19 protein-coding genes and 1 riboswitch are annotated in these 25,274 nt (G+C 45.2%); of the genes, 3 read left to right on the top strand and 16 right to left on the bottom strand.

Translation table 11 applies throughout. The features are described 5' to 3' along the window. Positions 1–41: 41 nt before the first annotated feature. Entirely contained in the window at positions 42–2,198 is a 2,157-nt protein-coding gene (locus H589_RS0110770) for an EAL domain-containing protein (protein WP_169433115.1), read from the bottom strand. A 267-nt stretch (positions 2,199–2,465) separates the two neighbouring features. Between H589_RS0110770 and H589_RS0110775 the strand changes: the two genes are divergently transcribed. Then, the gene (locus tag H589_RS0110775; protein ID WP_027722016.1) at positions 2,466–3,734 is read left to right on the top strand and encodes an OprD family outer membrane porin; all 1,269 of its coding nucleotides are present in this window, start codon (positions 2,466–2,468) and stop codon (positions 3,732–3,734) included. Between the two features lie 64 nt (positions 3,735–3,798). Here H589_RS0110775 and H589_RS0110780 read toward each other — a convergent pair whose 3' ends face one another. The 3 genes from H589_RS0110780 to H589_RS19680 form a co-directional block, all read right to left on the bottom strand. Then, entirely contained in the window at positions 3,799–4,932 is a 1,134-nt protein-coding gene (locus tag H589_RS0110780; RefSeq protein WP_156891715.1) for a hypothetical protein, read from the bottom strand. Positions 4,933–4,995: 63 nt separating this feature from the next. Further along, complete coding sequence (locus tag H589_RS0110785; RefSeq protein WP_027722018.1) at positions 4,996–5,196, bottom strand: hypothetical protein; 201 nt, start codon at positions 5,194–5,196, stop codon at positions 4,996–4,998. Between the two features lie 87 nt (positions 5,197–5,283). Next, positions 5,284–7,788, bottom strand: a complete 2,505-nt coding sequence (locus H589_RS19680; protein ID WP_051249722.1) for a plasma-membrane proton-efflux P-type ATPase — start codon at positions 7,786–7,788, stop codon at positions 5,284–5,286. Between the two features lie 399 nt (positions 7,789–8,187). Further along, positions 8,188–8,250: riboswitch (Fluoride riboswitch) on the top strand. Between the two features lie 196 nt (positions 8,251–8,446). Here H589_RS19680 and nhaB point away from each other — a divergent pair. Next, positions 8,447–10,075, top strand: coding sequence for a sodium/proton antiporter NhaB (gene nhaB / locus H589_RS0110795; RefSeq protein ID WP_027722019.1), 1,629 nt, complete (start codon positions 8,447–8,449; stop codon positions 10,073–10,075). Positions 10,076–10,346: 271 nt separating this feature from the next. On the opposite strand, the gene H589_RS0110800 is transcribed toward nhaB, so the two are convergent. The 9 genes from H589_RS0110800 to tssJ all read right to left on the bottom strand — a co-directional run bounded on the left by H589_RS0110800 (position 10,347) and on the right by tssJ (position 21,117). Then, positions 10,347–10,562: a hypothetical protein gene (locus H589_RS0110800; RefSeq protein WP_027722020.1), complete on the bottom strand. Its 216-nt coding sequence runs from the start codon at positions 10,560–10,562 to the stop codon at positions 10,347–10,349. 188 nt (positions 10,563–10,750) lie between these two features. Further along, positions 10,751–11,596: a D-amino-acid transaminase gene (locus tag H589_RS0110805; protein ID WP_027722021.1), complete on the bottom strand. Its 846-nt coding sequence runs from the start codon at positions 11,594–11,596 to the stop codon at positions 10,751–10,753. Between the two features lie 66 nt (positions 11,597–11,662). Continuing rightward, a complete protein-coding gene (dgcA, locus tag H589_RS0110810) occupies positions 11,663–12,628 on the bottom strand; it encodes an N-acetyl-D-Glu racemase DgcA (protein ID WP_027722022.1) in 966 nt (321 codons plus the stop codon). Further along, the gene (gene dgcN / locus H589_RS0110815) at positions 12,625–13,620 is read right to left on the bottom strand and encodes an N-acetyltransferase DgcN (RefSeq protein ID WP_027722023.1); all 996 of its coding nucleotides are present in this window, start codon (positions 13,618–13,620) and stop codon (positions 12,625–12,627) included. The genes dgcA and dgcN overlap by 4 nt, the downstream gene beginning before the upstream one ends. Before the next feature lie 453 nt (positions 13,621–14,073). After that, entirely contained in the window at positions 14,074–14,832 is a 759-nt protein-coding gene (locus H589_RS0110825; protein ID WP_027722025.1) for an AMIN domain-containing protein, read from the bottom strand. A gap of 26 nt (positions 14,833–14,858) precedes the next feature. Continuing rightward, positions 14,859–18,362, bottom strand: a complete 3,504-nt coding sequence (locus H589_RS0110830) for a type VI secretion protein IcmF/TssM N-terminal domain-containing protein (RefSeq protein WP_027722026.1) — start codon at positions 18,360–18,362, stop codon at positions 14,859–14,861. Between the two features lie 37 nt (positions 18,363–18,399). Beyond that, positions 18,400–19,149 carry a DotU family type IV/VI secretion system protein gene (locus H589_RS0110835; protein ID WP_027722027.1) on the bottom strand — a complete coding sequence of 250 codons (750 nt, stop codon included), beginning with the start codon at positions 19,147–19,149 and terminating at the stop codon, positions 18,400–18,402. Positions 19,150–19,155: 6 nt separating this feature from the next. Continuing rightward, entirely contained in the window at positions 19,156–20,535 is a 1,380-nt protein-coding gene (gene tssK, locus H589_RS0110840; RefSeq protein ID WP_027722028.1) for a type VI secretion system baseplate subunit TssK, read from the bottom strand. Between the two features lie 3 nt (positions 20,536–20,538). Continuing rightward, the gene (tssJ, locus tag H589_RS0110845) at positions 20,539–21,117 is read right to left on the bottom strand and encodes a type VI secretion system lipoprotein TssJ (RefSeq protein ID WP_027722029.1); all 579 of its coding nucleotides are present in this window, start codon (positions 21,115–21,117) and stop codon (positions 20,539–20,541) included. Positions 21,118–21,332: 215 nt separating this feature from the next. Between tssJ and H589_RS0110850 the strand changes: the two genes are divergently transcribed. Next, positions 21,333–22,877, top strand: coding sequence for a type VI secretion system contractile sheath domain-containing protein (locus H589_RS0110850; protein WP_027722030.1), 1,545 nt, complete (start codon positions 21,333–21,335; stop codon positions 22,875–22,877). A gap of 71 nt (positions 22,878–22,948) precedes the next feature. On the opposite strand, the gene H589_RS0110855 is transcribed toward H589_RS0110850, so the two are convergent. The 3 genes from H589_RS0110855 to H589_RS0110870 all read right to left on the bottom strand — a co-directional run bounded on the left by H589_RS0110855 (position 22,949) and on the right by H589_RS0110870 (position 25,264). Further along, entirely contained in the window at positions 22,949–23,722 is a 774-nt protein-coding gene (locus H589_RS0110855; RefSeq protein WP_027722031.1) for a hypothetical protein, read from the bottom strand. A 13-nt stretch (positions 23,723–23,735) separates the two neighbouring features. Further along, the gene (locus H589_RS0110860; RefSeq protein ID WP_027722032.1) at positions 23,736–24,140 is read right to left on the bottom strand and encodes a DUF4150 domain-containing protein; all 405 of its coding nucleotides are present in this window, start codon (positions 24,138–24,140) and stop codon (positions 23,736–23,738) included. A 500-nt stretch (positions 24,141–24,640) separates the two neighbouring features. Beyond that, on the bottom strand, positions 24,641–25,264 hold the full coding sequence (locus tag H589_RS0110870) for a DUF3540 domain-containing protein (protein ID WP_027722034.1): 624 nt from the start codon (positions 25,262–25,264) through the stop codon (positions 24,641–24,643). Positions 25,265–25,274 lie beyond the last annotated feature (10 nt).

Below are 25,274 nucleotides of genomic sequence, written 5' to 3' on the forward strand. Positions count from 1 at the left end.
GAGCAGATGGACTTCAACAGGTAGATATACTTAATAATAGTTTAAAGCTCTATAAAACAGACTTCGCAAGAGCAGGTCCAGTTCTGCATAAATGCAAGGCAATCTTCGCCGGAAACCGGCTTGCTGAAATAGTAGCCCTGAAAGCTAAACCCGCCCATCTTTTGAAAATTTTTCATCTGCTCAATATTTTCAACACCTTCAATAATCACTGAAACATTTATATTACGGCAGAGATCGATAATGCTGGAAACTATTTGTTTATTCAGTCCGTTTGCTGAGCCAAGGGTAAGTGAGCGATCTATTTTAACTTTATCAATCGGCATTTCACGCAAATAACGCAGAGATGTATGCCCCATTCCGAAATCATCAATTGAAATTCGTATTCCAGCTTCACGCAGATTTTTAAGAACTTCAATGGCTTTCATACCCGATGAAATAGCCACAGATTCGGTAATTTCAATTTCAAGACAATTGAGTGGCATACCTGATTCACGAACTGTTTTCATGACTCTTTCAGTCATCTTACCGCTAAGCAGGGACGGTGAAAAATTTACTGAAACATAATCAGCATCGACCTGAGTTTTCCATGCGCAAAACTGCTGGCATGCTTCCCGCAGAACAAAAACACTCAGATCTTCAATACGCCCTACATCCTCAGCAAGAGCCACTGTAATTTCAGGTGGAATATGTCCGAAGACCGGATGATTCCAGCGTAACAAAGCTTCTGCTCCACTTGATTTTCCAGCAATAGTATTAACCTGCGGCTGGTATACTATATATAAATGCTGCTCATATTTAAGATCTCTTATAAAATCGTTGGCAAGTGATCTTACAACAAAACCTTCAAATCCTGTAAGATTGAAACGTTTACTGCCTCTTGATGTCTTATTACGTCTTGCTTCCTTTAAAATAACCTGCATTCCACGCACGTACTGGTTCTTCAGTATATGATCCGAAAGATGGACAAAAGGCATATATAACCCAACACCAAGTGCGATATTAAACACTTGCATAAAAACTCCGGACATTCCTCCTGAAGCATAATAACCGCTTAAAAGAAAAGGAGTTGTCCAGTGAAATGATCCCGTTGTATATGGGATGATGTGAAAGAAAGTAGCTGCATATGAAATGCAATACATAATCACAGGGACAAAAATAAACGGAAGAGCATATACAGGGTTAAATATCAGAGGAATACCGAAAAGAAGTGGCTCATTAATATTAAAAAGACAAGCCAGCAAAGCAAGCTGCGAAATACGTCTGGTCCCGGCATCACGACTTTTAAAGAGTATTGCAATCAAAAGGCTGGTAGTAAAACCGGACCCGCCAATAACCGAATATGCATCAATAAAACCTTTGGTCAGAATATGAGCAGGAGGAACGGCAAGACTGAGGTTGCATACATTTTCAACAACATTGGGTGCAAATACATTTGTATCAACGGCATAAAGTACATTAGGCCCATGTGCCCCGAAAAACCAAAGTATCTGACTGATAAAGACATACATAAACCCTGTTGAAAAATCATCACCGGGCACATTTACAACTGATAAAACGATACGGTACAACAGATCATTAAATGAATCGAATCCAAGCACTTCCATACCGAAACGTATTAAAGGAAAAGTTAGAATCGCCAGAACACTTGCCGGAAGCAACGAAAAAATTTCCATGGAAAAAAGATCATATCCTGCACCGAATACGGGGATTCTAAAATTATATAAGAGCAGTTTATGAAAGATAAATCCTGTAATTCCGGCAATGCAGATAGCCTGAAACATGCCATTTGTAAGTGAGATAACTTGCGTAAAAGAAGAAAATGAACCATCACCATGCAGAATAAAAAAACCGGATAGAGCAATTACAACGTAAAGGCATGGACTTGCGTTACCTTCCGAGCTTGAACTGTTGTACATGCTTCCCATATTGTAACTCATGCAACAAAGTACAACCAGTGAAGAAATACCGTAAGTTCCGCTGACTACATTACTTAAAAACTCTCTTATTTCAGGTGATATAAACTCCTGCAAAATATTTATAGGGATGTTGAGAACGCATAAGCTCATGGAACCTATTATGATCAATGGAAAAGCCAGTAACATACTGCGCTGCAAAGCTTTAAAAAAAACAAGCTCGCCAACTTTGCCTATTGCAGAGTTGATCTTCAGCATACGCCTTGAAAAATTATATTCTGACACTCCAGTTAGCCTTATTGGTAATATAGATTAAAAAAAATAATCACAAAAACATCCAAATATGGGGGAAACTACATATAATGACACTTGTGAATGTTTAATACACTGCAATTATAGATAAAAGGGTACACAAATCTATTATATTTTTAAATATATAATCTTATAGAACAAAAAATAAATATAAAAGTTATAGCTTCAATTCTTGAAATAAGTTGATAGTAATATTATATATTCGAACACAATATTTTAAAAATTGACAAGAGAGAGAGAATGAACTGCAAACTGAAAAATCACCTCATACTACCGCTTGCCTTGCTATTCGTCCTGACTTCTGCCTGTTCAGTGCTGGCTGCCACCAACGCAACAGACAAAAAAGAAGAATGGAAATACGGTAAAATATCCGGTCAGGTACGCATGTTTTATTTCATGCAGGAAGACCGCCCAAACGGACAGTCTTTTGATAAGACAAAAGAATCATTCGCCATCGGCGGGCAGCTTAAATATGAAACCCCGTGGATAGCTGATCATTTCGGAGGAGTTGTCACCGGATTTTTAGCCGCTCCACTTTTTGATGATCTGAATAAAGTCCGCTACGCAGGAACAGGAGTTCTTGATAATAAAAACCAGGGATATGCTGTCGTAGGTGAAGCATATTTTAAAGCCCGCTACGAAAAAACTATTGCCAAAATCTGGCGTCAGAGAATAGAAACCCCATACATCAACGGTAATGATTCCCGCCTGCTTCCTAATACATTTGAAGCATACGGCGTGGAGTCAACTGATATTGATGGCTTGAAACTGCATGTGGCATGGGTCGATAAAATGAAAAACAGGGACTCGGACCTGTTTATCAGCATGACTGAATCGGCCGGAGTAAGCGGTAATCAGGGCGGTCTGGTAATGTTCGGTGCGGACTGGAAACCAACTGACAAGATGTCTTTCCGGGCATGGAACTACTACACACCGGACATGGATAATACATTTTTCATCGAAGCAAACTACAGCTACGATATTTCTGAAGCACTTGAAACTCATGTAAAATTTCAAGCTGTTGACCAGAGAAATACCGGCAGTGACCTGCTTGGAACATATACTGCCGACGAAGCAGGGCTGCTCCTTGGATTAAAATACAACGGTATGACTTTTGATGTGGGTGGAACCATAGTTGATGACTCTGCTGATGTACGCAACTCATGGGGCGTTAACCCGTTTTTTAACAACCTCATGTCCTGCGGATTCAACCGGGCCGGCGAAAAAGCTCTCTACCTTGCTGCAGGGTATGATTTCACCCGCGTGGGAGTTAAAGGCTTTTCCGCCAACGTGAAAACTGGCTTCGGCTCCACTCCTGACTCCGGCAAAAACGCTTCATATGACCGCAATGAATACGATCTGAATCTGGCCTATAAGTTTGACGGATATTTTGACGGCTATCTTGATGGACTGTCCCTGATAAACCGCTGGGAATATCAGGACGCCGACAATTCAATGGGCGGTAAAGATGTAGTGCAGGTGCGTGTCCGTTTGCAGTACGACTTCTAATCAGCAATTAATAGAATCCGTAAAAAAAGGCTTCGCAATTTATCCTGCGAAGCCTTTCCTCATTTTAATCAGTATCTGCCGTGAGTTTGCCGGTTAATTTCCTGAACTCATTTTTCATCTCAATATTTTGAAATACAATCAGCTCAGGTGTCTGCAATTCAGACATCCTCTCCAGCATAGCGTTTGCATTACGCATCAGAGATATAAGGCTGTGCGCTCCCTGTACTGTTTCGTATGTATTAAGTGCGACATCATATTCATCTTCAACACCCTGCCGGGCACGGACGATGCGGTCTCTGTTTTTTTCAAGATAATCAGAATACATACGTGCGGTACGGATAGTCAGTCCCTGTGCAATGAGATTTGTCTTGTATATAACCGTATACTTTGCAGGCTCTTCTGCAATCTTAGTCTTGGTCTTTTCAATAAGCTCATTTTCTTTGGTGATGATATCCTTGATTCTGACCATATAGACATCATTTATTTTATGCTCGTAATGCTGATATAGATTGATCAGAATACGCAAAAGCAGCGTGTGCATTCCGTAGTACCGCTTTGCCATCTCAATATTTTCATTGGCCTCGGAAGTAAGCCTTTGCAGTTCAGTCGTTATAAGTTTTACATTATTAAAAACCGAAACCAATTCAACATCATCGTTTCCGGTCACACTGTAGACCAGAGTTTCAACCTGTTCCCGATCAACCTTCATGCCTATTTTTTTCATTTCGGCAAGCAGTTCATCAACCAGGACATCTACTCGATTTCCATTATCTTCTTCACGGATCTCAAGCTTTTTAATATCTTCATCAATGCTTTCCACCGTATTTTTCCAGACTTCCCATTTTTTAACTTTTTTAGGTGCGGCAAGTCTTTCAGTTTTAAGCTCAGCCACCTTTTCACGGCAGACCTTTGAATCAGCCTGCAGCTTCTGGATAGCCTTCTTTGTAACTGACATGTTGGATATGCCCAGAATTTCTATGCATTCATCCAACAGATCATTTATTTTGCTATCAACACTGTTCTTATCCGGTTTTAAAGGATTCCATGTTGAATCAGGCACATTGCCGCGCAAATCAAGCTCGGCAACCGCCTTGGAAAGCAACGGGTGTACATCTCCCCATATATCCTCAAGAGAAGTTGCGTACGCAGGAGCTGCGCAAAACACTGTCAGCAATAAAACAACAAGAATCCTATACACTGATAAATCTCCAAAAAGATGCCCGCACCGCAGCACGGGCATAATATTTTTTAAACATTAAAATTAATCATCATCTCCGCCACCGTCGGAGCTATCATCGCTATCGTCGTCACCGTCATAATCTTCATACTCATCATTTCTATTATCGTCACGACGTCTAGACCCGCCTTTTGCCTTTTTTTTCTTTTTTTTCCTATTAAATTTTATCAATAGAAAAAAGAATCCGAGAATTATCAACAGTCCAATCAGACTTTCAAAATCCATAATTCCTCCCGGCCTATAAGTTAACCAGCTACACTCAAAGAACGGCTTTTCCAGTCTCACTCACTGAGAGACTGTACACAACCGTCGTTAACGTTTTTTCCTGCGGTACAGAGATCCGAACGGAGTCAATCTTAAATTACTCATATGCAGGAACCTTTTGCGGTGCCTTTCCTTGTCATCAATTAGCCTGTAAGCCATGATTTTGAATATATCCTGCACGAACATCCAGACCAGATTATATATCCAGACATAAACTATGTGCATAACCGGAAGCTTAGGAACCAGAAAACCGAATCCGACCAAAAAGACGGCAAAAACCTGAGTACCGACAATGGCCCAGAACAATTGCCATGAAGGATACGGCCGCATAAAAAAAGGCTTACGGGTGCGGGTTACAAAAAGCATCAGATGCCCGCCGGCAACAAGCTGCAGAAAAAGAGCTGATTGAAGCTGCGGCACGGCGTAATGCAATATTTCCTTACCAACCCAGAGCATACCGAAAGTTTCTGCCACAGCCAGAACTCCCAGCAGACTTGAAACCGAGAGCACCCTGCGCATGTTCCAGCGCACCGGTTTGGGGTCAAGATAAGTATTATCGTAAGCAATAGTCATAATGGGGATATCATCCAGAAGCGCAAGCATAATGATCATAACTGCTGTCAGCGGATAAAAATCAAAGACAAGCATAGCAAGAACCACAAAGGCCATAATATCGATGGTCATGGCAATACGGTAAATGGTGTAGCTCATCATCCGCTCGAAAATACGGCGGGCCTCTTCTACAGCCTGAATAATCACAGATAATCCGGGTGCAGTGAGAATCAACGCTGCCGCCGCCCTTGCTGCATCGGTAGCGCCGGAGACGGCAACACCTGCATCGGCCTGTTTTAACGCAGGAGCATCATTCACTCCATCACCGGTCATGGCGACGATATGCCCTTTGTTTTGCAATGCCTTAACAATTGCATACTTGTGTTCGGGAAAAACACGGGCAAAACCTTCGGCCTCTTCCACTTCATCTTCCTGAACGGCACTAAGCCTGTCAGGATCAACATCCTTGGCAAAAAAATCAGCTGCGGCCTGAATATTGGTCCCCATACCCAGTTCACGGGCAATTTCCCGACCTATGGCTACATCGTCACCCGTAACCATTTTCACATCGATTCCGTGCTCTTTGGCTTTACGGATAGTCTCGGCCGAATCCTCACGGGGAGGATCATAAAGAGAAAGCAGCCCGAGCATTTTCCATGCGTCCCCTTCTTTGCGGGCAACGCCAAGTGCTCTGAATCCATTTGCCGCAAAAATATCAACACTTTCCAGAGCATGTTTTTTACGCTCATCACTCATATCGGAAAGCTCAATAATGACCTGTGGTGCGCCCTTGGTAAAGACCTGTTCACCGTCTGGTCCGGCCATAGTTGCTTCAGTACGTTTGGAAATTGGATCAAAAGGAATATAATTTTTACGTTCGTATTTTTCCAGCAGGCTTTGATCCTCCAGTCCGCCGATTACAGCCAGATCAATGGCATCTTTGTCCTCAGCCTTGGATGCCAGAGCTGCACCGAGAATAAGCTCCTGATTATCCCCTGCTTCAAAAAGTTCCGGATCACCAAGAGTCAATTTATTCTGAGTCAGAGTTCCGGTCTTGTCCGAACAAAGCACATCAATCCCGGCCATTTCTTCAATGGCCTGCAATCTTGAAACAATTGCCTTCTGTTTAGACAGAGAAAGTGCTCCAAGAGCCATGGTTACGGACAAAACCGCAGGCATGGCAACAGGAATAGAGGCTACAACCAGAATAAGCACGAACTGGATCAGATTTATCCAGTCCTGACCACGCAGAATTTCGGTAACAACCAGCAGCAAAGCCAGCGCCACAGCGATAATAATAAGAAAATCGCCCACACGCATGACTGCTTTCTGAAAATGAGACTCGGCTCCGGCTGATTCAACCAGTTTTGCAGTACGCCCGAAAAATGTATTCTCGCCAGTGGAAGTAACAACTGCAACCATTTCTCCCTGCTTGACTGATGAGCCGGAATAAACTTCGTCGCTGATCTTTTTAGTAACAGGCAGAGATTCTCCGGTAAGTGCAGCCTGATCACAGCTGAGATACTCACCTTCAATAAGCACGCAATCTGCAGGGACAACATCGCCAAGCCGAACGCGGACAATATCACCAGGAACCAGATCAGCAGCTTCTATCTCTTTAAACACACCATCCCTGAGAGCACGTGCCATCAGAGCAAGCTGTCCCTTTAGAGCATCAAGCGCATTTTGCGCCTTGTGCTCCTCCCAGAAACCGAGCAATGCATTAAAAATCAGCAGAGTCATGATGATTGAAAAATCCATCCAGTCCTGTACTACAAGAGACAAAAGTGCAGCCATCTCAATCATCCATGGAATCGGTCCCCAGAAAAAGCTGAGAAACCGCATGAGCATGCTTTTTTCCTGCGTGACCAGCGCATTTGGACCGTATTGATCCAGACGCTTCTGAGCCTCCTGCGTCGACAATCCTTTTCGGGTTGCATCCAGTTCACTCAAAACCTGCTCAACAGGTTTATTGCCCTCAGTAGATTTGTTTGCGCACATGAAGCCTCCTGCCAGATTAAAAATTATGATCCTTACTTCACTATTACATGAAGAAACAGGGCTTGTCATGATTACTCTATAATAAATAACGCAAGAAAATAGTAACTGCTTGCAGAGAATTTCATGGAAGTACTTCTCACAAAGTATACAATATTAGGAATATTCAACCGTATATTTAAATTGAAACAAATTCGTTATTATTAATAAAAACCAGCTGATTATAAAATTATTCAATATTTTATTCTACGTTTATTCGCAAAAAATATAATCATAAGAATTATGCCCATTTCATACAGCATAAAATCAGACCGAAACATCTGGTTATTTTAAAGATAATTACTCATAAAAACATAATTTTACAATTCATAACTGGACATCTAATCAGTAGAGGAATATAAAAAAATCTCCGGGGATGGAGTTCCCCTTTAACCGCTTTTATCAGCTGATGACTCCTGCTTAAACTTAGGCAGTAGTGCGTCCGATGACCGACCATGCCGCCATCTTGGTCTTTTTTTTGGCCTGTGCAGGGATGGATGCGCGGGCTGTTTTGCGTGGTATTTTCAATAGTAATTACTCTGATAAACATTTTAATCAGACGTATATTCAACCAGTTACCAGACTTTGAACGTTTCAAATTTTGCGATGAATGGAGAGATCAATGACAAAACCTATGGCAAAGACTTTCGTCGACACATTTCTTGGGCAAGCACCCCAATGGTACAAACTGACCATTATCGCTTTCCTGATCATTAACCCGATACTGCTCCTGACCGCAGGACCGTTTGTTGCCGGATGGGCACTGATTGCTGAATTCATATTCACCCTGACCATGGCACTGAAATGCTATCCCCTTCCGGTCGGCGGCCTGCTGGCAATGGAAGCAGTCATCATAGGACTGACCACACCTGAAATAATTTACCACGAAGCACACAAAAACTTTGAGGTAATTCTGCTGCTGATCTTTATGGTTGCAGGTATTTATTTCATGAAGGACTTTCTGCAGTTCACATTCACCCGTATTCTGGTAAATGTACGCTCTAAAAAAATTATCGCCCTGCTGTTCTGTTTTGCAGGAGCTTTCCTGTCAGCCTTTCTTGATGCGTTAACCGTTACAGCGGTTATTATGGCAGTGGCACTGGGTTTTTACAGTGTCTATCATAAATACGTGTCCAGCACAGGTGGTGGTCTGGAAGGATCCCATGACCTCAGTTCTGACATGCATCTAAAAGAACAGAATCGTGAAGAACTCCGTGAATTCCGCGCCTTCCTGCGCAACCTGATGATGCACGGCGCAGTTGGAACCGCTCTCGGCGGAGTCTGTACACTGGTGGGTGAACCTCAGAACCTGCTCATCGGCAGTGAAATGGGCTGGCACTTTGTACCTTTCATGATTAACGTCATGCCGGTTACCCTGCCTGTCTTTTTTGTCGGCATGCTGACCTGCCTTGCAGTGGAACAATTCAAAATATTCGGATACGGCGCAACCCTGCCTGGCAACATCCGGTCTTTCCTTTTTGAAGAAGCAATGCGCCTTGAAGAGAAACAGGGACAGGCCGGAAAACTGAAACTCATAATTCAGGCCCTGACCGGAGTCTGGCTCATTGCAGCACTTGCTTTCCACCTTGCAGCAGTCGGTATCATCGGGCTTTCAGTTATTGTCATTTTGACATCATTCACAGGTGTTATTGAAGAAAGCCGCCTTGGACCTGCATTTGAAGAGGCTCTGCCCTTCACTGCTCTGCTGGTTGTTTTCTTCGCTGTTGTAGCTGTTATTCATTCTCAGCAGTTGTTTGCACCAATCATTGAATACGTACTCAGCCTGCACGGTCAGCATCAGCTCATGGCATATTACATCGCCAACGGACTGCTCTCCTCAATCTCTGATAACGTATTTGTTGCAACAGTCTACATCTCAGAAACCAAAATACATTTTGTACATCTGCTGAATTCCATCCCCGGCATAAGCATGACCGGACAGGCACTGATGGACAAACTGACCGATCCACATATGGCTCGTGCAGACGTTATTGCCGCTCTGCCGCAGGCAGCAGGTGAGCAGGTTCACAACATCATGCACCAGTTTGATAAACTTGCTGTAGCTATCAACACAGGAACCAACATTCCTTCCGTTGCAACTCCGAACGGCCAGGCTGCATTCCTGTTCCTGCTGACCAGTGCCCTTGCTCCGGTCATCAGACTGTCATACGGCAGAATGGTTATGCTGGCTCTGCCTTATACCATCACCATGTCAATCAGCGGACTTATCGCTGTAGACCTGTTTTTATAAGATTATACTCGGCTTCACTCCATATAGACATCGCCTTTGCCCGCTCTGGTTCATACTTCTTGCCAGAGCGGGACAAGGCCACCGCAAAAGATTCTCACAGCTCCGGCTGACCTTCACTTCTACTGATCCACTCTCTAAAGAATCTTTACCCCTTTCATCATTATATATGGAAATATCTACAAGCTGAGAAAACAGCCCTTAAAACCAAAAAGTCCGCCCGGTTATTACCGGGCGGACTTTTTATTGCAGGATCAATAAAGCAGCTTAAATGCTATTTAATATCAAATGCACTTTTCTTGAAGAAACAGTAAAATTCATTACTGTCATGTTCAATTTTCTTATGGTTGCTGCAAAAGTTATGTATAACTTCATAAGATTTATCAACACCACCCAAAACATGGTGCTCTACCAGCTCTTCAGCGGCGAAAAACATCTTCAAAGCGGCTATTAAGAAAACACCTAAAGCAAAATACAGTTCAACTGACACGGGGCACTCCTTTTTTTTAAAAGTCACCTTAAGAGTACACCTAAAAATAACTTCGTCAATAGGTATGGATTAATTCTTTTTTTCACATTATATACATAATGGTCAAAAAAAGGGAGCATCCATAGCGGATACTCCCTGTATTTACTCATGTAGAAAATGAGAACTGGAAGCGATTGTGCAAAAATGCCTTAGATAGCGCCTTTGCGTGCTTCTTCAATATATACAGTGTTTAGGCGTGTAGCAACAGGGCCCGGTTTGCCGTCGCCAATGGTTGCACCGTCAATTTCAAGGACCGGGCAGACAAAAGTGGTTGCGGCAGTGATAAATGCTTCCGCAGCATCCTGTGCTTCTGCAATTGTGAAGGCACGTTCTTCAATTTCCATGTCCATTTCAGCAGCAATGCGCAGAACAGATGAGCGGGTGATACCGTGAAGGATGGAATTGGAAAGATTGCGGGTAACGATCTTACCTTCTTTGGTCACAATGTAGGCATTGTTGGATGAACCTTCGGTAACGAAACCGTCTTCAACCATCCATGCATCATCTTTTCCGGCAGCTTTAGCCATCATTTTGCACATGGAAGGAGCAAGGAGCTGTACGGTCTTAACGTCTCTGCGGCCCCAGCGGATGTCAGGAGCAGCAATAACTTTGATACCGGCTTTATCGTCAGTAAGAGTTTTAGCCTGAGTAAAAAGAACCAGAGTCTGCTTAACATTCTTAGGGTAAACAAAGTCACGGTCAGCTGCGCCGCGTGTTACCTGCAGGTAAATTGCACCCTGATCAAGATTGTTGCGCTTAACCAGTTCACGATGGATTTCGAGCAGCTCGTCTTTATCAACGGGCATAGGCATATCAAGAACACCAAGAGAACGCTCCAGACGTTTCACATGTCCTTCGAATTCACAGATTTTTCCATCCAGAACAGCAGTTACTTCGTAAATACCGTCTGCAAAAAGAAATCCGCGGTCAAAAACAGAAACCATAGCCTCTTCTTCGGGCACGTATGCACCGTTCAAATATACTGTGCGACTCATGTCAGTCCTTCATTAAATTAAAGTGGGCCTGCCGCAATATGCGACAGAAATTATATTAATAGAAATTTATCCCCACAACTCACTTGCAGGCGGATAAACATTCTTATCATCATATTTCAAAGCGTGATCCCGATCAGTTGCAAGCAGCAAAGGACCGTCAAGATCAACCACGGATGCTCCCTGAGCAACCAGAACTGCCGGAGCCATAGCCAGTGATGAACCGACCATACAGCCGACCATAACATCATAGCCCAGTTCAAGTGCCTGTTTACGCAGCTCCAGAGCCTCGGTCAATCCGCCTGTTTTATCCAGCTTGATGTTGACCATATCGTACTTGCCTTTAAGTCCGGCAAGTGAAGTGCGGTCATGGCAGGATTCATCCGCACAGACAGGCAGGACACGCTCAATACTGAGCAATGCATCGTCATCAGCGGCAGGCAGAGGCTGCTCAACCATTTCAACTCCCAGACGAACCAGTACCGGAGCCATCTCCTTGTACATTTCAGCGGTCCAGCCCTCATTTGCATCAACGATGATACGGGAATCAGGAGCACCTCTGCGTACAGCTTCAATACGGGCAATGTCACCCTCTCCACCGAGTTTTGTCTTCAGCAGCGGACGACCGGCATTTTTTGCGGCCTGAGCTTCCATTTTTTCAGGAGTATCAAGTGACAAAGTGTAAGCTGTAACTTCAGGTCCGGGCTCGGAAAGTCCGGCCATTTTCCATACAGGTACACCAGAAGTCTTGGACTCAAGGTCCCACAGAGCACAGTCAACAGCATTACGGGCAGCCCCTGCGGGCAGCAGCTTCTGCAAACTCTCTCTGGTCAGCGGTGTTTCCAGCTCTTCGATCTGGGCGGTCACGCTTTCAACTGTTTCATTATAGCGGGCGTAGGGGACGCATTCGCCGCATCCCCTAAACCCGTTCTGTTCAATTTCAACCCGCAGAACCACAGCTTCAGTTCTGGAGCCACGCGCAATGGTAAAAACCTGCGCTAAAGGAAAAACGTCTTTGGTGACAGTTATTCTCATGCAAGAGCCTCTACGAGTCTGGCTGCGCCCTGTCTGAAAGGATCAACAGCTGGAATACCCATTTTCTTTTCAACTTCAGCGAGGTAGGCAAGAGCATCTGCTTCTTCCATGTGCTGAGTGTTAACGGAAACAGCAGCAACTTTACATGCAGGATTAACAACCTGAGCAATTCTGAGAGCCAGATCACGCAGATCTTCAAGAGCAGGAAGTTTGTATCCGGGCAGACCGCGCATGAATTCGCGGGTAGGCTCGTGGCAGAGAATCAGAGCATCGGGCTGTCCACCATGGATCAGAGCCATGGTTACGCCGGAGTATGAAGCATGAAAAATACTGCCCTGACCTTCAATAAAATCCCAATGATCAGCATCATTATCAGGGGTCAGCCACTCGATAGCACCGGCCATGAAGTCGGCAACAACTGCATCAAGAGGAACGCCGTTACCTTCAATAAGAATACCGGTCTGTCCAGTAGGACGGAAAGTTGATTTGCCACCCTGCTTTTTCATTTCACGGTCCATAGCAAGTGCGGTGTACATTTTACCTACGGAGCAGTCAGTCCCAACGGCAAGACATCTTTTACCGGTACGTTTCTGACCGTTAGCAACAGGGTACTTTACTGAAGGAACACGGACATCATGCAGAGTTCTGCCATATTTAGCAGCAGCTTCAGCAAGGTCGGCTTCATCACGCAGCAGGTTATGCAGACCGGAAGCGATGTCCATTCCTGCTTCAAGAGCTTCAAGCAGATAAGGTTTCCATGCTTCAGAAATGAGTCCACCACGGTTAACAACACCGATAACTAATGTTTTAACACCTGCGTCTATGGCTTCTTTAATAGTCAGGTCTTTAATACCGAGGTCAGCTTTACAGCTTTCCATACGCAGCTGACCTGCTACTGCTTCAGGTCTCCAATCATGAATACCCTGAGCCATTTTTGCAGCCAATCCGTCAGGAGCATCTCCGAGAAAAAGTAAATATGGTGCTTCAAACATAGTTATTAACTCCGTGATAAAAATATTGTTTTGTGAAGGTTTTTAGGGACATTGAACAGTCCCTTGAAAGGCGGCGGAGCAGATTATGAAATTGTGGGAAATCCACCCCGCCGAAATAGTTGCAGGATCATAAATCAATTTATGTGCCAGAAAAGATTATAAGGAATAATAATGTTTAAATACAAGCAGTTAAGACAACAACAGAGATACTTACGTACTTATACAAGATATAACTCCATGAAAGAATGCATAAAATTGTACAAACAGGCACTTTGACAAACCATTATATATACAAAATTGTAAAACACGGAATAAAATTCGTAAAAAAAGTAATAATGTTAAACTTTCTACTAATTAGCACTAAAATAGCAATTAATCCCATTTATTCAGTTTACAAAATTGGTAAACGAGTTGCAGACAGAAATGTAGCCTATTTTGATAACACATTGTATTTTATTGATTAACCATCGGGCGCACAATTACAATATCAAGTCCTGTAGAATTAGGTAAAAGCTCTGGGCGAATTTTCTGCGTTCCATTCTGGCTTCTTAATTTAAACACCAGCCGTAAGCGGTCAGGATGTATTCCCATAACAACATGAGAGATGAATCCTTCTGCAAAACGGAAGACATTAGGCGTAATATTTATCCACTTACCCCGCAAGTCTACAACCAGTTGCAGAGGCTTATTCATCCAGAAATAAGTAACGTCATCAGTTTGCTTATTTGTTACCAGCCTGGCCATAAATCTTTCTTTAGTTTCCAGAGCACTGAATCCGGTAAGCTTACCCAGTTCAGGGGGCTGAGTATTTTTAACAAGTCCGGCCCCGGACTTCTCTTCTGCTTTATCTGCTTCAATTTCCTTACTTATAGGGTCAGAAATTTCCGGTTCCCCCTCAAATATATGGGCAGCTTCACGTCGCGCAGCTTTCACCTCATGCACAACTTCACGGCGTACGGTGTGTTCAGCTGACTCAGCGTCTTCTTCAATTGAATCAGTGGCGTTTTCAATTGCAGCTGCTGCACGGAATCCGGAACCGGCGACAGTACCGTTGACAACGGGCGGTATGCTGCCGTCTTGAACCACAGATTTAAAATCATTAATAAAGGTACCGAAATCACCCCATACAGAAAACACAAAAAGTCCTGCAATGCCCGAAATCCAGATCAGGAAAAGCAAAATGTAGAATCTGCGGTAGAATATGCTCAGCACTTCATAACTCCATTTTTATTACAGCATCAATGCTGCCAGCAATCCGTAATTACATCAGGAATATTAATCGGTTTAAGGTTCAGCAGATTAATGACCGGAGTGGCTCCGTTCAAAGTATAGCCGACCTTGATAGTACTGATTCCCATTGAACTGATTCCTTTGGACTGTTCAGGAAAATCAGCAGGAGTATAATTAACAACACCGTTTCTGAATTCACCGAGAAACTTGGCAAAACCGAGTTTCCCCTCATAGGTTTTAACAAGTTCCAGCCCCGGAAACTGAATTCTAAGTGTTGTAGTTCCGCACTCTTCAGGTTTCCATGTGAAAACAGCTTCTTCAGAATAATTGTAATTGGAAAGAGTCTGCTGCGCACTGCCGCACTCAACCGTAAGCAGTGTTGCGTAAGGCTCTTCCGTTGCATTTGCATTAACGGAAGTCGGAATTGTGCTCAGCTTGACCTTATACTCCGGCTGTATTTCCTGACCGCCTTGCGCTCCGTCATCAATAAAAGCAAAAAACTCTTCTCTGAACGGAAACGGCATATCAAACCATTTACGGCTGCCCCACCCTTTGACATCACGCAGAAGAAAAGGCTTGGCAGAACCTGAGATAAATTTTTTAACAACACCGGTCTTCCCGAAAAGAGTTGTCCGCAGTTTATCACTTGGCACATGTGCAGTTTCAGCCAGTACCTGACCTTCCCAGAGAACCTGCAATTCGCATGAAGCCTCTCTGATTACCACGTAAACGATAAAATCAAGCGGTCCGGCTAAAAGGTTCCAGAACGTGTTTGAGCCCTGTCCTTCACTGTCCATATGGGCTTTAAGTGATTTCATGGCCTGGACCGCAGCATTTACAGGGTCTTTCTTAACTCCCGGAGCTCCTGAAGCTGCGCTCTGAGATGAACCGGTCATAGAACTGGTCGCAGGAAACAATGCGGCTGCACTCTTAAAAGCTGTCTCCTGACTGGTAGTATATGCTGCAACATCACCAAGGACACTGATATAAGCATCAAGGTGTTTGGCAACTTCAATGCGCTTTTCAATATCTAAAGCCATTTTGCCACCCAGATTAGCTACTGCTTTACGCAGGGAATCCTCAGCTTTTTCAGATGATTCTTCTACACCTTTAGCTTTACTGGCCTTATATTGTGACAAAATAATATTAAAATGAAAGACCTGATCAACCCACTCCGGCCTCTTGGTAATATTCTTGATCGGATTGAATTCATCTTTCATGCGGGTCAGCAAGGCAAAATAAGGATTATCCGGCAGCGACATCTTCATTGCCATATCCTGATAATCAACCTTGGTCAGCAGCTGACCTTCGCCCTCGGCATAATGCTCGGCAAAATTAAACCACTCTTTATAATATTCTCCTGCATACCAGATCCAGAATGCCTTCTCACGTTTGTCAAATTCACCTGAATCCTGCATTGCCTGCTTAAGCTCAGCCAGAAAAGCCTGAAGCATTTCGCGCCCCTTAACCGTATAGGAAGGTACAACACTTACTTCATTTTCATATTGCAGATGCGGTCCACCCCAGAAATCCTGCAAGGTAACAGGAACCAGTGCCGGATTATCATTCACCCAGTTAACCAGCCATCTGAAGTCTGCACCTTTAAGACTGAAAACCCTGCCCAGCCGGGCCTGTAAAAGAAGTTTCTGTTCATAGAGACTTTCACTGTCACTGGTCCATTCAAGATATGAATTATAGGTTGCTCCCCAATATTTCATCAAATCAGGGTTAAATCCTTTCACCGCGTCAGTCATGGCTTTTCCTGACGGAAGCTCAAAAGCCGAGAACTGTTTCATACTCTTATTATTCAAACGAGTGTTGAGCAGATCAATGCGCCAGACCAGCAGTTTGATAAAATCACTCGTAAGCTGATCAGCAGATTTGGTATCAAGCTTATTGATTGCGGTATTAAGCTCCATATCCATGGGTTCGAGAATGGAGGATTTAAAACTTTCACAATAAAATTTTTTTATCACCTGTTCAGCGTCACGGCTGACATCAAGCCCCACACGCGGAACCCACCAGTCGCTGTTAAGCACATGCAGCTGATCAATTTTTTCTCTGAAAGCATCCATTTCAACAATATGTTCATCAATGTGTTTTGAAAAAACCGGTTTATGCGGAAATGATGCAAAGATTTCATTCATAGCCCGCTGGTTACCAATATAAGACATACTGAAAAAGATGCTGACAAAGAAAAGAAGCACCAGCCAGACGGCCATGCCCAGATTACGGGTGAAAAGTTTCCACTTCAAAAACTCTAAAATAGGCGTAAATAAATTGCGGTCACGAGGCAGGACTTTGGAGAAAAAATCATGCAGAAACAATCCTTCATTCGTTTCGGGCAATTTCTTTGCCACAACTTTGAGTGATTCAAGTTCATTTATAAAAGATGAATTCTGCTCGCCTGTCTGCTCACCGCTGGAAAAGAACATACCCCGGAAAAGAGGCTGTTCCTGATACGGATTATCCTCAAACGCTCCGGCTGCAAAAGCCTTGAATTTAGGACGCAATCTGTTCAGTTCATCAGAAAAAAGCAGGAAAGCAGGATCAAAACGGCCTGCATCGTCCAGAAGCAACAGACGCAGTTCACGCAATCTTCCGGTAACACTTTCTATTGTCTTATCCACAAAGGCTTCGGGATCGTTAATCATTGCCTCATTAACCAGCCCCATAGCCTGTGAATGGGTATAATCAGGCAGAACTTCAACCAGCCCTTTAAGCCCGAAAACAAGATCTATTTTAGTAACCAGAACATAAACAGGAAAGCGCACACCAAGCATCCGCATAAGTTCGTTTATGCGCCGCCTTAAACTGCGTCCGTATTTGCCCAGCGAATCCTCATCCCCTTCAAGCAGACGGTCAGCCGGAACAGTTATGATCAGACCGTTGAGAGGTTCTTTCTTACGGAATTTACCAAGCAGAGTTAAAAATTTAACCCATTCCTCTTTATCACGGGATTCGTCCAGAGGAATGGCGTAACGCCCGGCAGTATCAATAATGACGGCTTCTTCAAAAAACCACCAGTCGCAGTTTTTGGTTGCCGAAACACCCGGAACCGGTCCCACATCGGTCAGAATAGTTGTCAGCCTGCTGTTAGTGACAGCTGTAGTCTTTCCAGATTCAGATTCACCGAAAATCATGTACCACGGCAGCACATAAAGCGGATTTCCACGCTTACGAAGCTGTGAATTGCTGAGCAGCTCCACCGCAGCCATCCAGCGGTCCTGAAGCTCCTGCAGGCGCGCCCGTTCATGGGTAGGTGCGGCGGCAATGACTGAATCATCCTGATCAACAATACGTTTTACAAACTTTCTCTCCCGATGGCGCAAAAACCATTTACGGATAAAAAGCACTGAAATAACAAGTCCCATTATTCCGCCGAAAAGACAGGCCCCGGCCCACCACGGCCAGCTCATATAAGTGACCAGAGCGTAAGACCCTACAGCAGCCAAGACACAGGCCAGTACGATAAAGATAATTTTAAGTATTTGAAAAATTAATTTCTTCATGTCTCGTTTTGTTTGCTTCGGCGATCAAAAAAATAAACTAGCCCAGCCATAAATTAAGGCTGTACTCCAGCAGGCCCCTGTAAGCGAAAAAAATACCGGTAACCACAAGTACCGGAAGAATAAAAAATATCAGAGAAACCGGATCTAAAATCCTGCGGTAACCGGATTTACGCGCCGCCTTGGTTCCTGAGCCGTATGACAAAGGAAAAGCTGAAAGTTCCTCTCCATTCTGCTGCCTGCCCATTATGCGGGCGACACAATCAGTGCGGAGCTTTGCAAGCCTCTCTGAATCCTGATCACTGAAGTACATGCCCGTGTAACCAAGAGACAGACACAGTGCATAAACCTCAATAACATCATTTACACCTGCACTGCCGGAGGAACTGTCCTTGGCATTATTAACTCCATCCCCTTCGAAATCAGAAAAAAGGGATTCGTCAACAGGATCAATGTTTTCGCCAAGCAACATTCTCAGCCTTTCAAAAAACTGCTCACCGGCATTGGTGGTTCCATAATATTCGCGCTGCAAAGGTTTAGCGAGCCACTGCCTCGTTCCGCTCCATGAAGAGCAAAGCACTGTTTCATCCACCCATGCAAAAACCGCAAATCTGGCCTGTTCAAACTTTTCCGTAGAAAACGGGGATTCATCAAATTTATCATCCATCCGCTCAATCAGCCTGTTCATGTCCTCACGCACAACAGCATACTCGGCATCGGCCATTTCCGGAGAATCGACCAGCAACCGGACATAAGTGAATACTTCCATGAAGCAATCAGACAGATGCATAGACTCCTACCCTCGCATAGCCGCAATATAAGCGGTCATTTCTTTGGGTGCGCTGTCCCAGTACAAAGCCATACTTCCTGACCTTTCAACATCCACCCATAGAGTTGATTCCGTATCAATGCGGAAGCAGAGCGCGCCCTTGGTCCTCGGCAGTCCCGGAGGCGGATTATCCACATACTCCAGAGCAATACCGTGTACAGCTCTGGCCAGCAGCGCACTCATTCCGGTTGTAGCTGAAAGTTTGGCAATTTTGAGCAGTTCATCAATGGCCTTTTCAGGTTCGTCAGTGCGTACGAGCAGCCAGAAAGTATTGCCCGGCGCAAAAGCACGGTTAGGCAGTTCTGCGGTATAATACGGATCATCAAAAACAAACTGGCTCATGAATTCCGGTCCGGCAGTCAGGCTGTCCAGAATATGAGTTATAATATCCCTTGCTGCGGAAAAACATGGACCGAGCTTCTCATGATCATAATCAGGCAGAAGCTTTTCCCCGTTTGCCCCTTCTCCAAGAGCGGAAATATCACGTGAGAAAGAAGACAGTTCACCTACAATCTGGCGCAGCAGCCCGAAAGCTTTCCACGGATGGATATGAGGTGCATCAGCCAGATGCTTGAGTTTCGGCGCATAGCGGTTCAATGTGCGCAAAGCCAGCAGGAAAACTGTTGAAGTAAAATCAAGCTCTCCGGCCCCCAGTCCAGCAGGATTTTTGTACTGCTCAAGGCGGCGGCAGCGTGAAGCAACCTGATCGCTGATATCCTTGAAGATATTCGTCAGCGGTTCGGAAGCCCTCATGGTCATTACCGGAGGAATAAATGTTTCATCCAGCCGTACTTTCTGTACATCAAGTGTCAGCCGGGCCAGAGGAATAATAGTGTATGAACCCAGATCCTCGATTTCCGTCTCCCAGAACAACCGGAGCACAAACTTCATGGGCTTGATCTGCGCCGCAGGCCCGCTGCCCAGCATATCAGGAATTTCCTCAGGATCGGGAGTGACTGCGAACATGGTATTGACCGCAACTCCGTCATTTTCCACTATGGAAACATTTCCGCCCTCATGGTTCCATCTCCGCAGCCCGAGGTAGACCATAAAAGGCTTTTCGCCGTCTTCCCATGCTTTATCAAAAGAGCGTGATTCCAATCTGGAGTTTCCGGGAAAAGATACGAACGCGCCGTTATCAAACAAAATCTCCACATCACTGACTTCAAAATTGCGTCTTTCAAGTGCGCCTTCACGAATTTTAAGCCTGCTCAATCCCCAGAAATGAGGCTGCCCGAATTCACGGATAGCCCGCAAACGATGCAGTTGATGAAGATCAGCCAGTTGAAAATGCTGCGGCTGTAAAAACAGTCCCTGATGCCAGAAAAGAGGTTTATTAGCGTGCACTCATTACTCTCCGACTTTTTGAATCTCATGTGGACCAAGAATTATCATCGCATCCAGCTTAGCTGGAGCATACCAAGTATCAGACCAGAAAAGCATTCCTGTTTCGGTAACATTCATGGGTATCTGCCATGTGCGTGTAGCTCCGCCGCCCTGCAAATCATAATAAGCAGCCGCCACGCCGACAAACCTGGTACCTTCGGCACGGTCCATGGCAACGGTTGCATTCTGTCCCGGCTGTACAAAAGTACGCTGGACCTGAGTTACAGAGGGATCAAAGCTGGTGCAGTTGTAAAGCTTGCTCAGCCCTGCAGAATTGGAAACCAGGGCATTGAATTTATTAAGATTGGACAATTGATACGTGCAAAGCATCAATGTATGGGGAACCCCGTTGTATTCATTGAGTTTCTTATCAGCGACAAGTTTGAAAGTAATAGCATTAACCTGATAGGTCCATTTCATCTGATCAGGACTTGATGCCGGTGTAGTTACAGTAGTCGGATCAACAGGTTTATTGTTTCCACCGCAACCGGCAACGAAAATCAGCAGCATAACAATCAAAAATACAGAGTACTTGAAGCGCATGAACAGACCTCCGGATGCAGTTGGGTCCCAAATATAAAAAAATACTACTCCTATTACTTAATCTACACACAAAAGAAATTAATGTCGATGCTTGATAAAAAATATTGACTAAATAAGGGTCTCTGTTTCCCAAATTTCATTTTATACGGTAATAAGGAAGAAGTGACAAAAAAGTGTAACTTTTATAGATCAGACGGCAAGTCCGAGGAGTTTCCATGAATATAACCCAACTTCCTTTTTGCGTACTGGCCCTTGCACCTTTTTCACCGTCCCTTGAAACAGACACCCCGCCGGTAATCAGAGCCGACACTCTTTCTCTTAATGATGCCGTGGCTCAGCTTTCCCCCAATATTGATATTCCGATTGATAAATCCATCTGCCCGGACGCAAACATTGCTATCAGCATCAAAAGCATGGCTGATTTCAAGCCCAAAAACATTTCAAAGAAAACAGCCTTTCTCAAAGAACTTACCAAGGCCGCTGACTATATCAAGAAAGGAGGGGCTGCCACAGACCTTAATTCCAAATTTCCACGTATCGCACAGCTGATAGACATTCCTGCGGCTTCTCCTTCCGGCGCAGCAGCCGCCAAAACAAGTGCAATTGAGGATATCCTGTCCATGGTCGATTCAGGTACGGACTCAGGAACGGGCAGCAGATCAGGTAACCAGAGCGTCATCAGCCAGATTGATTCACTGCACGCAAAAATATTACAAACCATTTTCAGTAATCCGGTTTTCAGAAGCATGGAATCAGCCTGGCGTGGAGCTCAGCTTCTTGCCATGCAGGCTCCATCAGGCACAATTCCCACTGTAAACCTCATCCTTGTTCCTTTATCTGACGCAAACTGTCTGCCGGTATTTGACCAGCTGGAAACCCTGCTTGCCGATACTCCGCCGGATTTAATTGTGATCGACCGATCACTTTCAAACTCACCGCGCTCAATGGTCGAACTGGAAAGGATCATGACTTTTGCCGAATCCATGATGGCTCCGGCAGCAGTTGCACTCGGCCCGCAGTTCTTTGAAATATCAGACTGGCAGGAATTAAAATCAGTGCGATTCATCCCCGGCCTGCTGGAAGGGGCCGAATACGGACGCTGGAAAACATTAGTAGAAATGTCCGGCGCAGGCTGGACCGTTCCATGTGTAGACTCCGTTATGGCCCGCCCGCTGTACCAGCCGGAATCAGGATTCAGCCCCAGATCTTTTTCAGAAACTGATCCGCTATGGATAAATGCTCCCTGGGCCATTGCCGCACTTTGCGTCCGCAGCATTGCAATGCACAGACGCCCCACCCGTTTTGCCGATCGAGGTTCAGTGCGGCTTGAAGAACGTCCCATGACGGCTGGTTCTGAGCCATCCCCCCTTGAAATGCTGCCCGGCACAGACAGACTCGCAGATTTCAAACAGGCCGGAATTATTGCGCTGGCAGGAACAAAAGGACGGGATCAGGTATTTGTAACCGCAGATATCACCATGGACGGCGGCCCCTTGCGATTCAGGCTGTTTCTCTCTCAGCTCATCAACTTTCTCATCCACCTCTCAACCGTCAAACGTGATGAAATCGAAAATCTGGAATCAGACCTCAGGACTGCAATATCCCTGTTTATCCAGAATATGGGACTGCCGGAGCCGGATGATCTGAAAGTCTCAGCCAAAGAAGACACCGGAACATTCATCCCCCTTGAAATAAGTTTCAGTGCCGCTTCCGAAATTTTATCAGGACAATCCAGTTTTTCCTTTGGATTCAACTGGTAAGACATACTTAAAAGGCAAAAAAATTGCCCCGCTTCTAAATCGAAACGGGGCTTTATTTAAAACCGACTAGCCTACTTTAAAGCAAGCGAAAACAATTCCGCGTCAGAACCTTCGGAGAACTCTCCGAAAAGCAGGCTGTCCGGATTGCCGGAAATTTTAACAAAATATGACGACCCCTCATCCAGCTCATTTTTCACCGCCCATGCCACATATTCCCTGCCGCCAAGCTCCAGCTTGAGACCTTGCATAGGATAATTCAGCACACATTTTTCCGGCAGCATACCCGCGGGACCTGCACCGTGTGCGACCACCTCGCCGCCGCTGACCCCAAGCATAACCCCGTTCCATGAATGCCCCGGAGCAGGACCTACCTCAAGCCAAAGTCCCAGACTCGGCAGCGGATAAAGATCAAATCTATATTCCGGCTCAATCTTTTTAATCGGCATATTAGCCTTTGCCGCAAGCTTTGCTCCCAGCTTACCCTCATCTACAACTTCCGCATTTCTCAGCATTGTCGGCAGGGTCTGCACGTCAAGTTCACCGTCGTCGCAGATGCACAGAACGGGGAAACCATATCCACGGCGAGCCTGAACCGCAGCAGCCAGCATACCAAGCCCGAAGCGGATATCAGGATTTTCATAGCTGGCCATACTGCCTTTGATCAGCCACACCCCGACTTCCGGCTTTTCCATCTCAGCAACTGGTCCGGCCCATTCCATTTTCTCCAGATTGTCCGACCAGAAATGACCATTAACCGCTAAACCATATCTGCTCACCGTCTGAAAAAGTCCCTTGCCCTTTGACTCGTCCTTCTCAAGGATGGATATGAAAACACTTTTTGTCATGAAATACCCTCACTTAACCCAAAGTAAGAACAGTACACTGGCTGGGACAGATACAAACACCCGGCGCATTGGGCAAAACGGCCAGACAATTCTGGCCCGTAACGCTGGTCAGCCTTTGAACCGGAAGGCCATCCGCCATAATAGTTATGCAGCCCACAATATATTCCGTCTGGCCCGATTCCAGATGCGAAACAACCCCCATCTCAACACCCGGTTCATCTCCCTCACTGACCAGACCAAGCGAAACCTGATTCAACGTAGGCATACAATCCATCAGAACATTATAAGCAGCCGGAGCCGTAGTCGCCGATTCCGCTATGTTCGGGTAAGGAACCGGAACCGGAACAGGTCCAACCGGCGTTAAACAAACATCTGGAAAACCCATGTCCATACCCGCACCCATTGTTAATGCAAACATATATTGTCCTTGTAAGGTTTAGCTTCCAGCAGCCATTTGTAAGACTCAGCCTCCGGCGACCATTTGTAAGACTCAGCCTCCGGCGGCCAAAGGGGATAATCCCCTTTGGAATCCCTGACTGGGGCTGTTTCAGTTATTAAACTTTTTATTAAATAATTTACAGCTGACGGAACCATCTAACACTTCAATAACTCAGAAAAATTCAAGAACTTTAAAAAAACAGCGAACCAGACTATTCCCCTTATAACACACTATCAACTTTTTGTCAGAATATTTTACTTTTTTAAAAGCCCCTAATCGGGAGTGCAGAGGGCCGCGGGCCCTTTGCCCGCCGGAGGCTACTCTTTCAATCAAATACGGGAGTGCAGAGGGCCGCGGGTCCTTTGCCCGCCGGAGGCTACTCTTTCAATCAAATACGGAAGTGCAGAGGGCCGCGGGTCCTTTGCCCGCCGGAGGCTACTCATTTCAATCAAAACACAACCGACACAATTTATATACAGCTATCCCATATGTATAAGTTCACCGTCTATTTTTACGTGTTCCTCTGAGACTATGACGGTATTCTTACTGTGAACGGTCATGGTTTCCTCGACCAGCTGCCTGCTGGACCGGGCCTGACACTCTTCGTTTTCTTTGGTGAACCGAAAATAGTTCATGGTCCGACGGGTGAATTCACGGCTGATATCGTCAATGGTTCCGGCCACTTTTTTTACACGGCTGATATTGCTGCTGAACAGCCTGGCGGTCAGGGAAATTTTTCCGGCGGCAACTTCTATGTCGTCTGATTGCAGGGCGGCTTTTGCGGTGATGCAGTTAAGTCCGGTATCCGGTGCAACGGTCAGACTTCCGCCTTTGACTCTGAGCAGGGTATCCCCTTCTACTTCGAGTGCGGTAGGTGTCTGTTCTTCACGGATGAGTACGGACAGCACCCATGCTTCGCCCTGCTGATCAATAGATATAAGTACAGTATCACCGGCTTCGGGCCGGACCAGACAGCTGACGGCGCGCCTTGCATCGAGTTCGCTGAAAGAGGTACTGACCCGGACGGTTTCGGTGACAGCCACGACTTTTGCATATTCCAGCTGCGGACTGATATTTTCCTGTTGCCTAGCGAGATTATTCATATTTCCTCCG

The sequence above is a fragment of the Maridesulfovibrio zosterae DSM 11974 genome, from assembly GCF_000425265.1.
GTDB lineage: Bacteria > Desulfobacterota > Desulfovibrionia > Desulfovibrionales > Desulfovibrionaceae > Maridesulfovibrio > Maridesulfovibrio zosterae.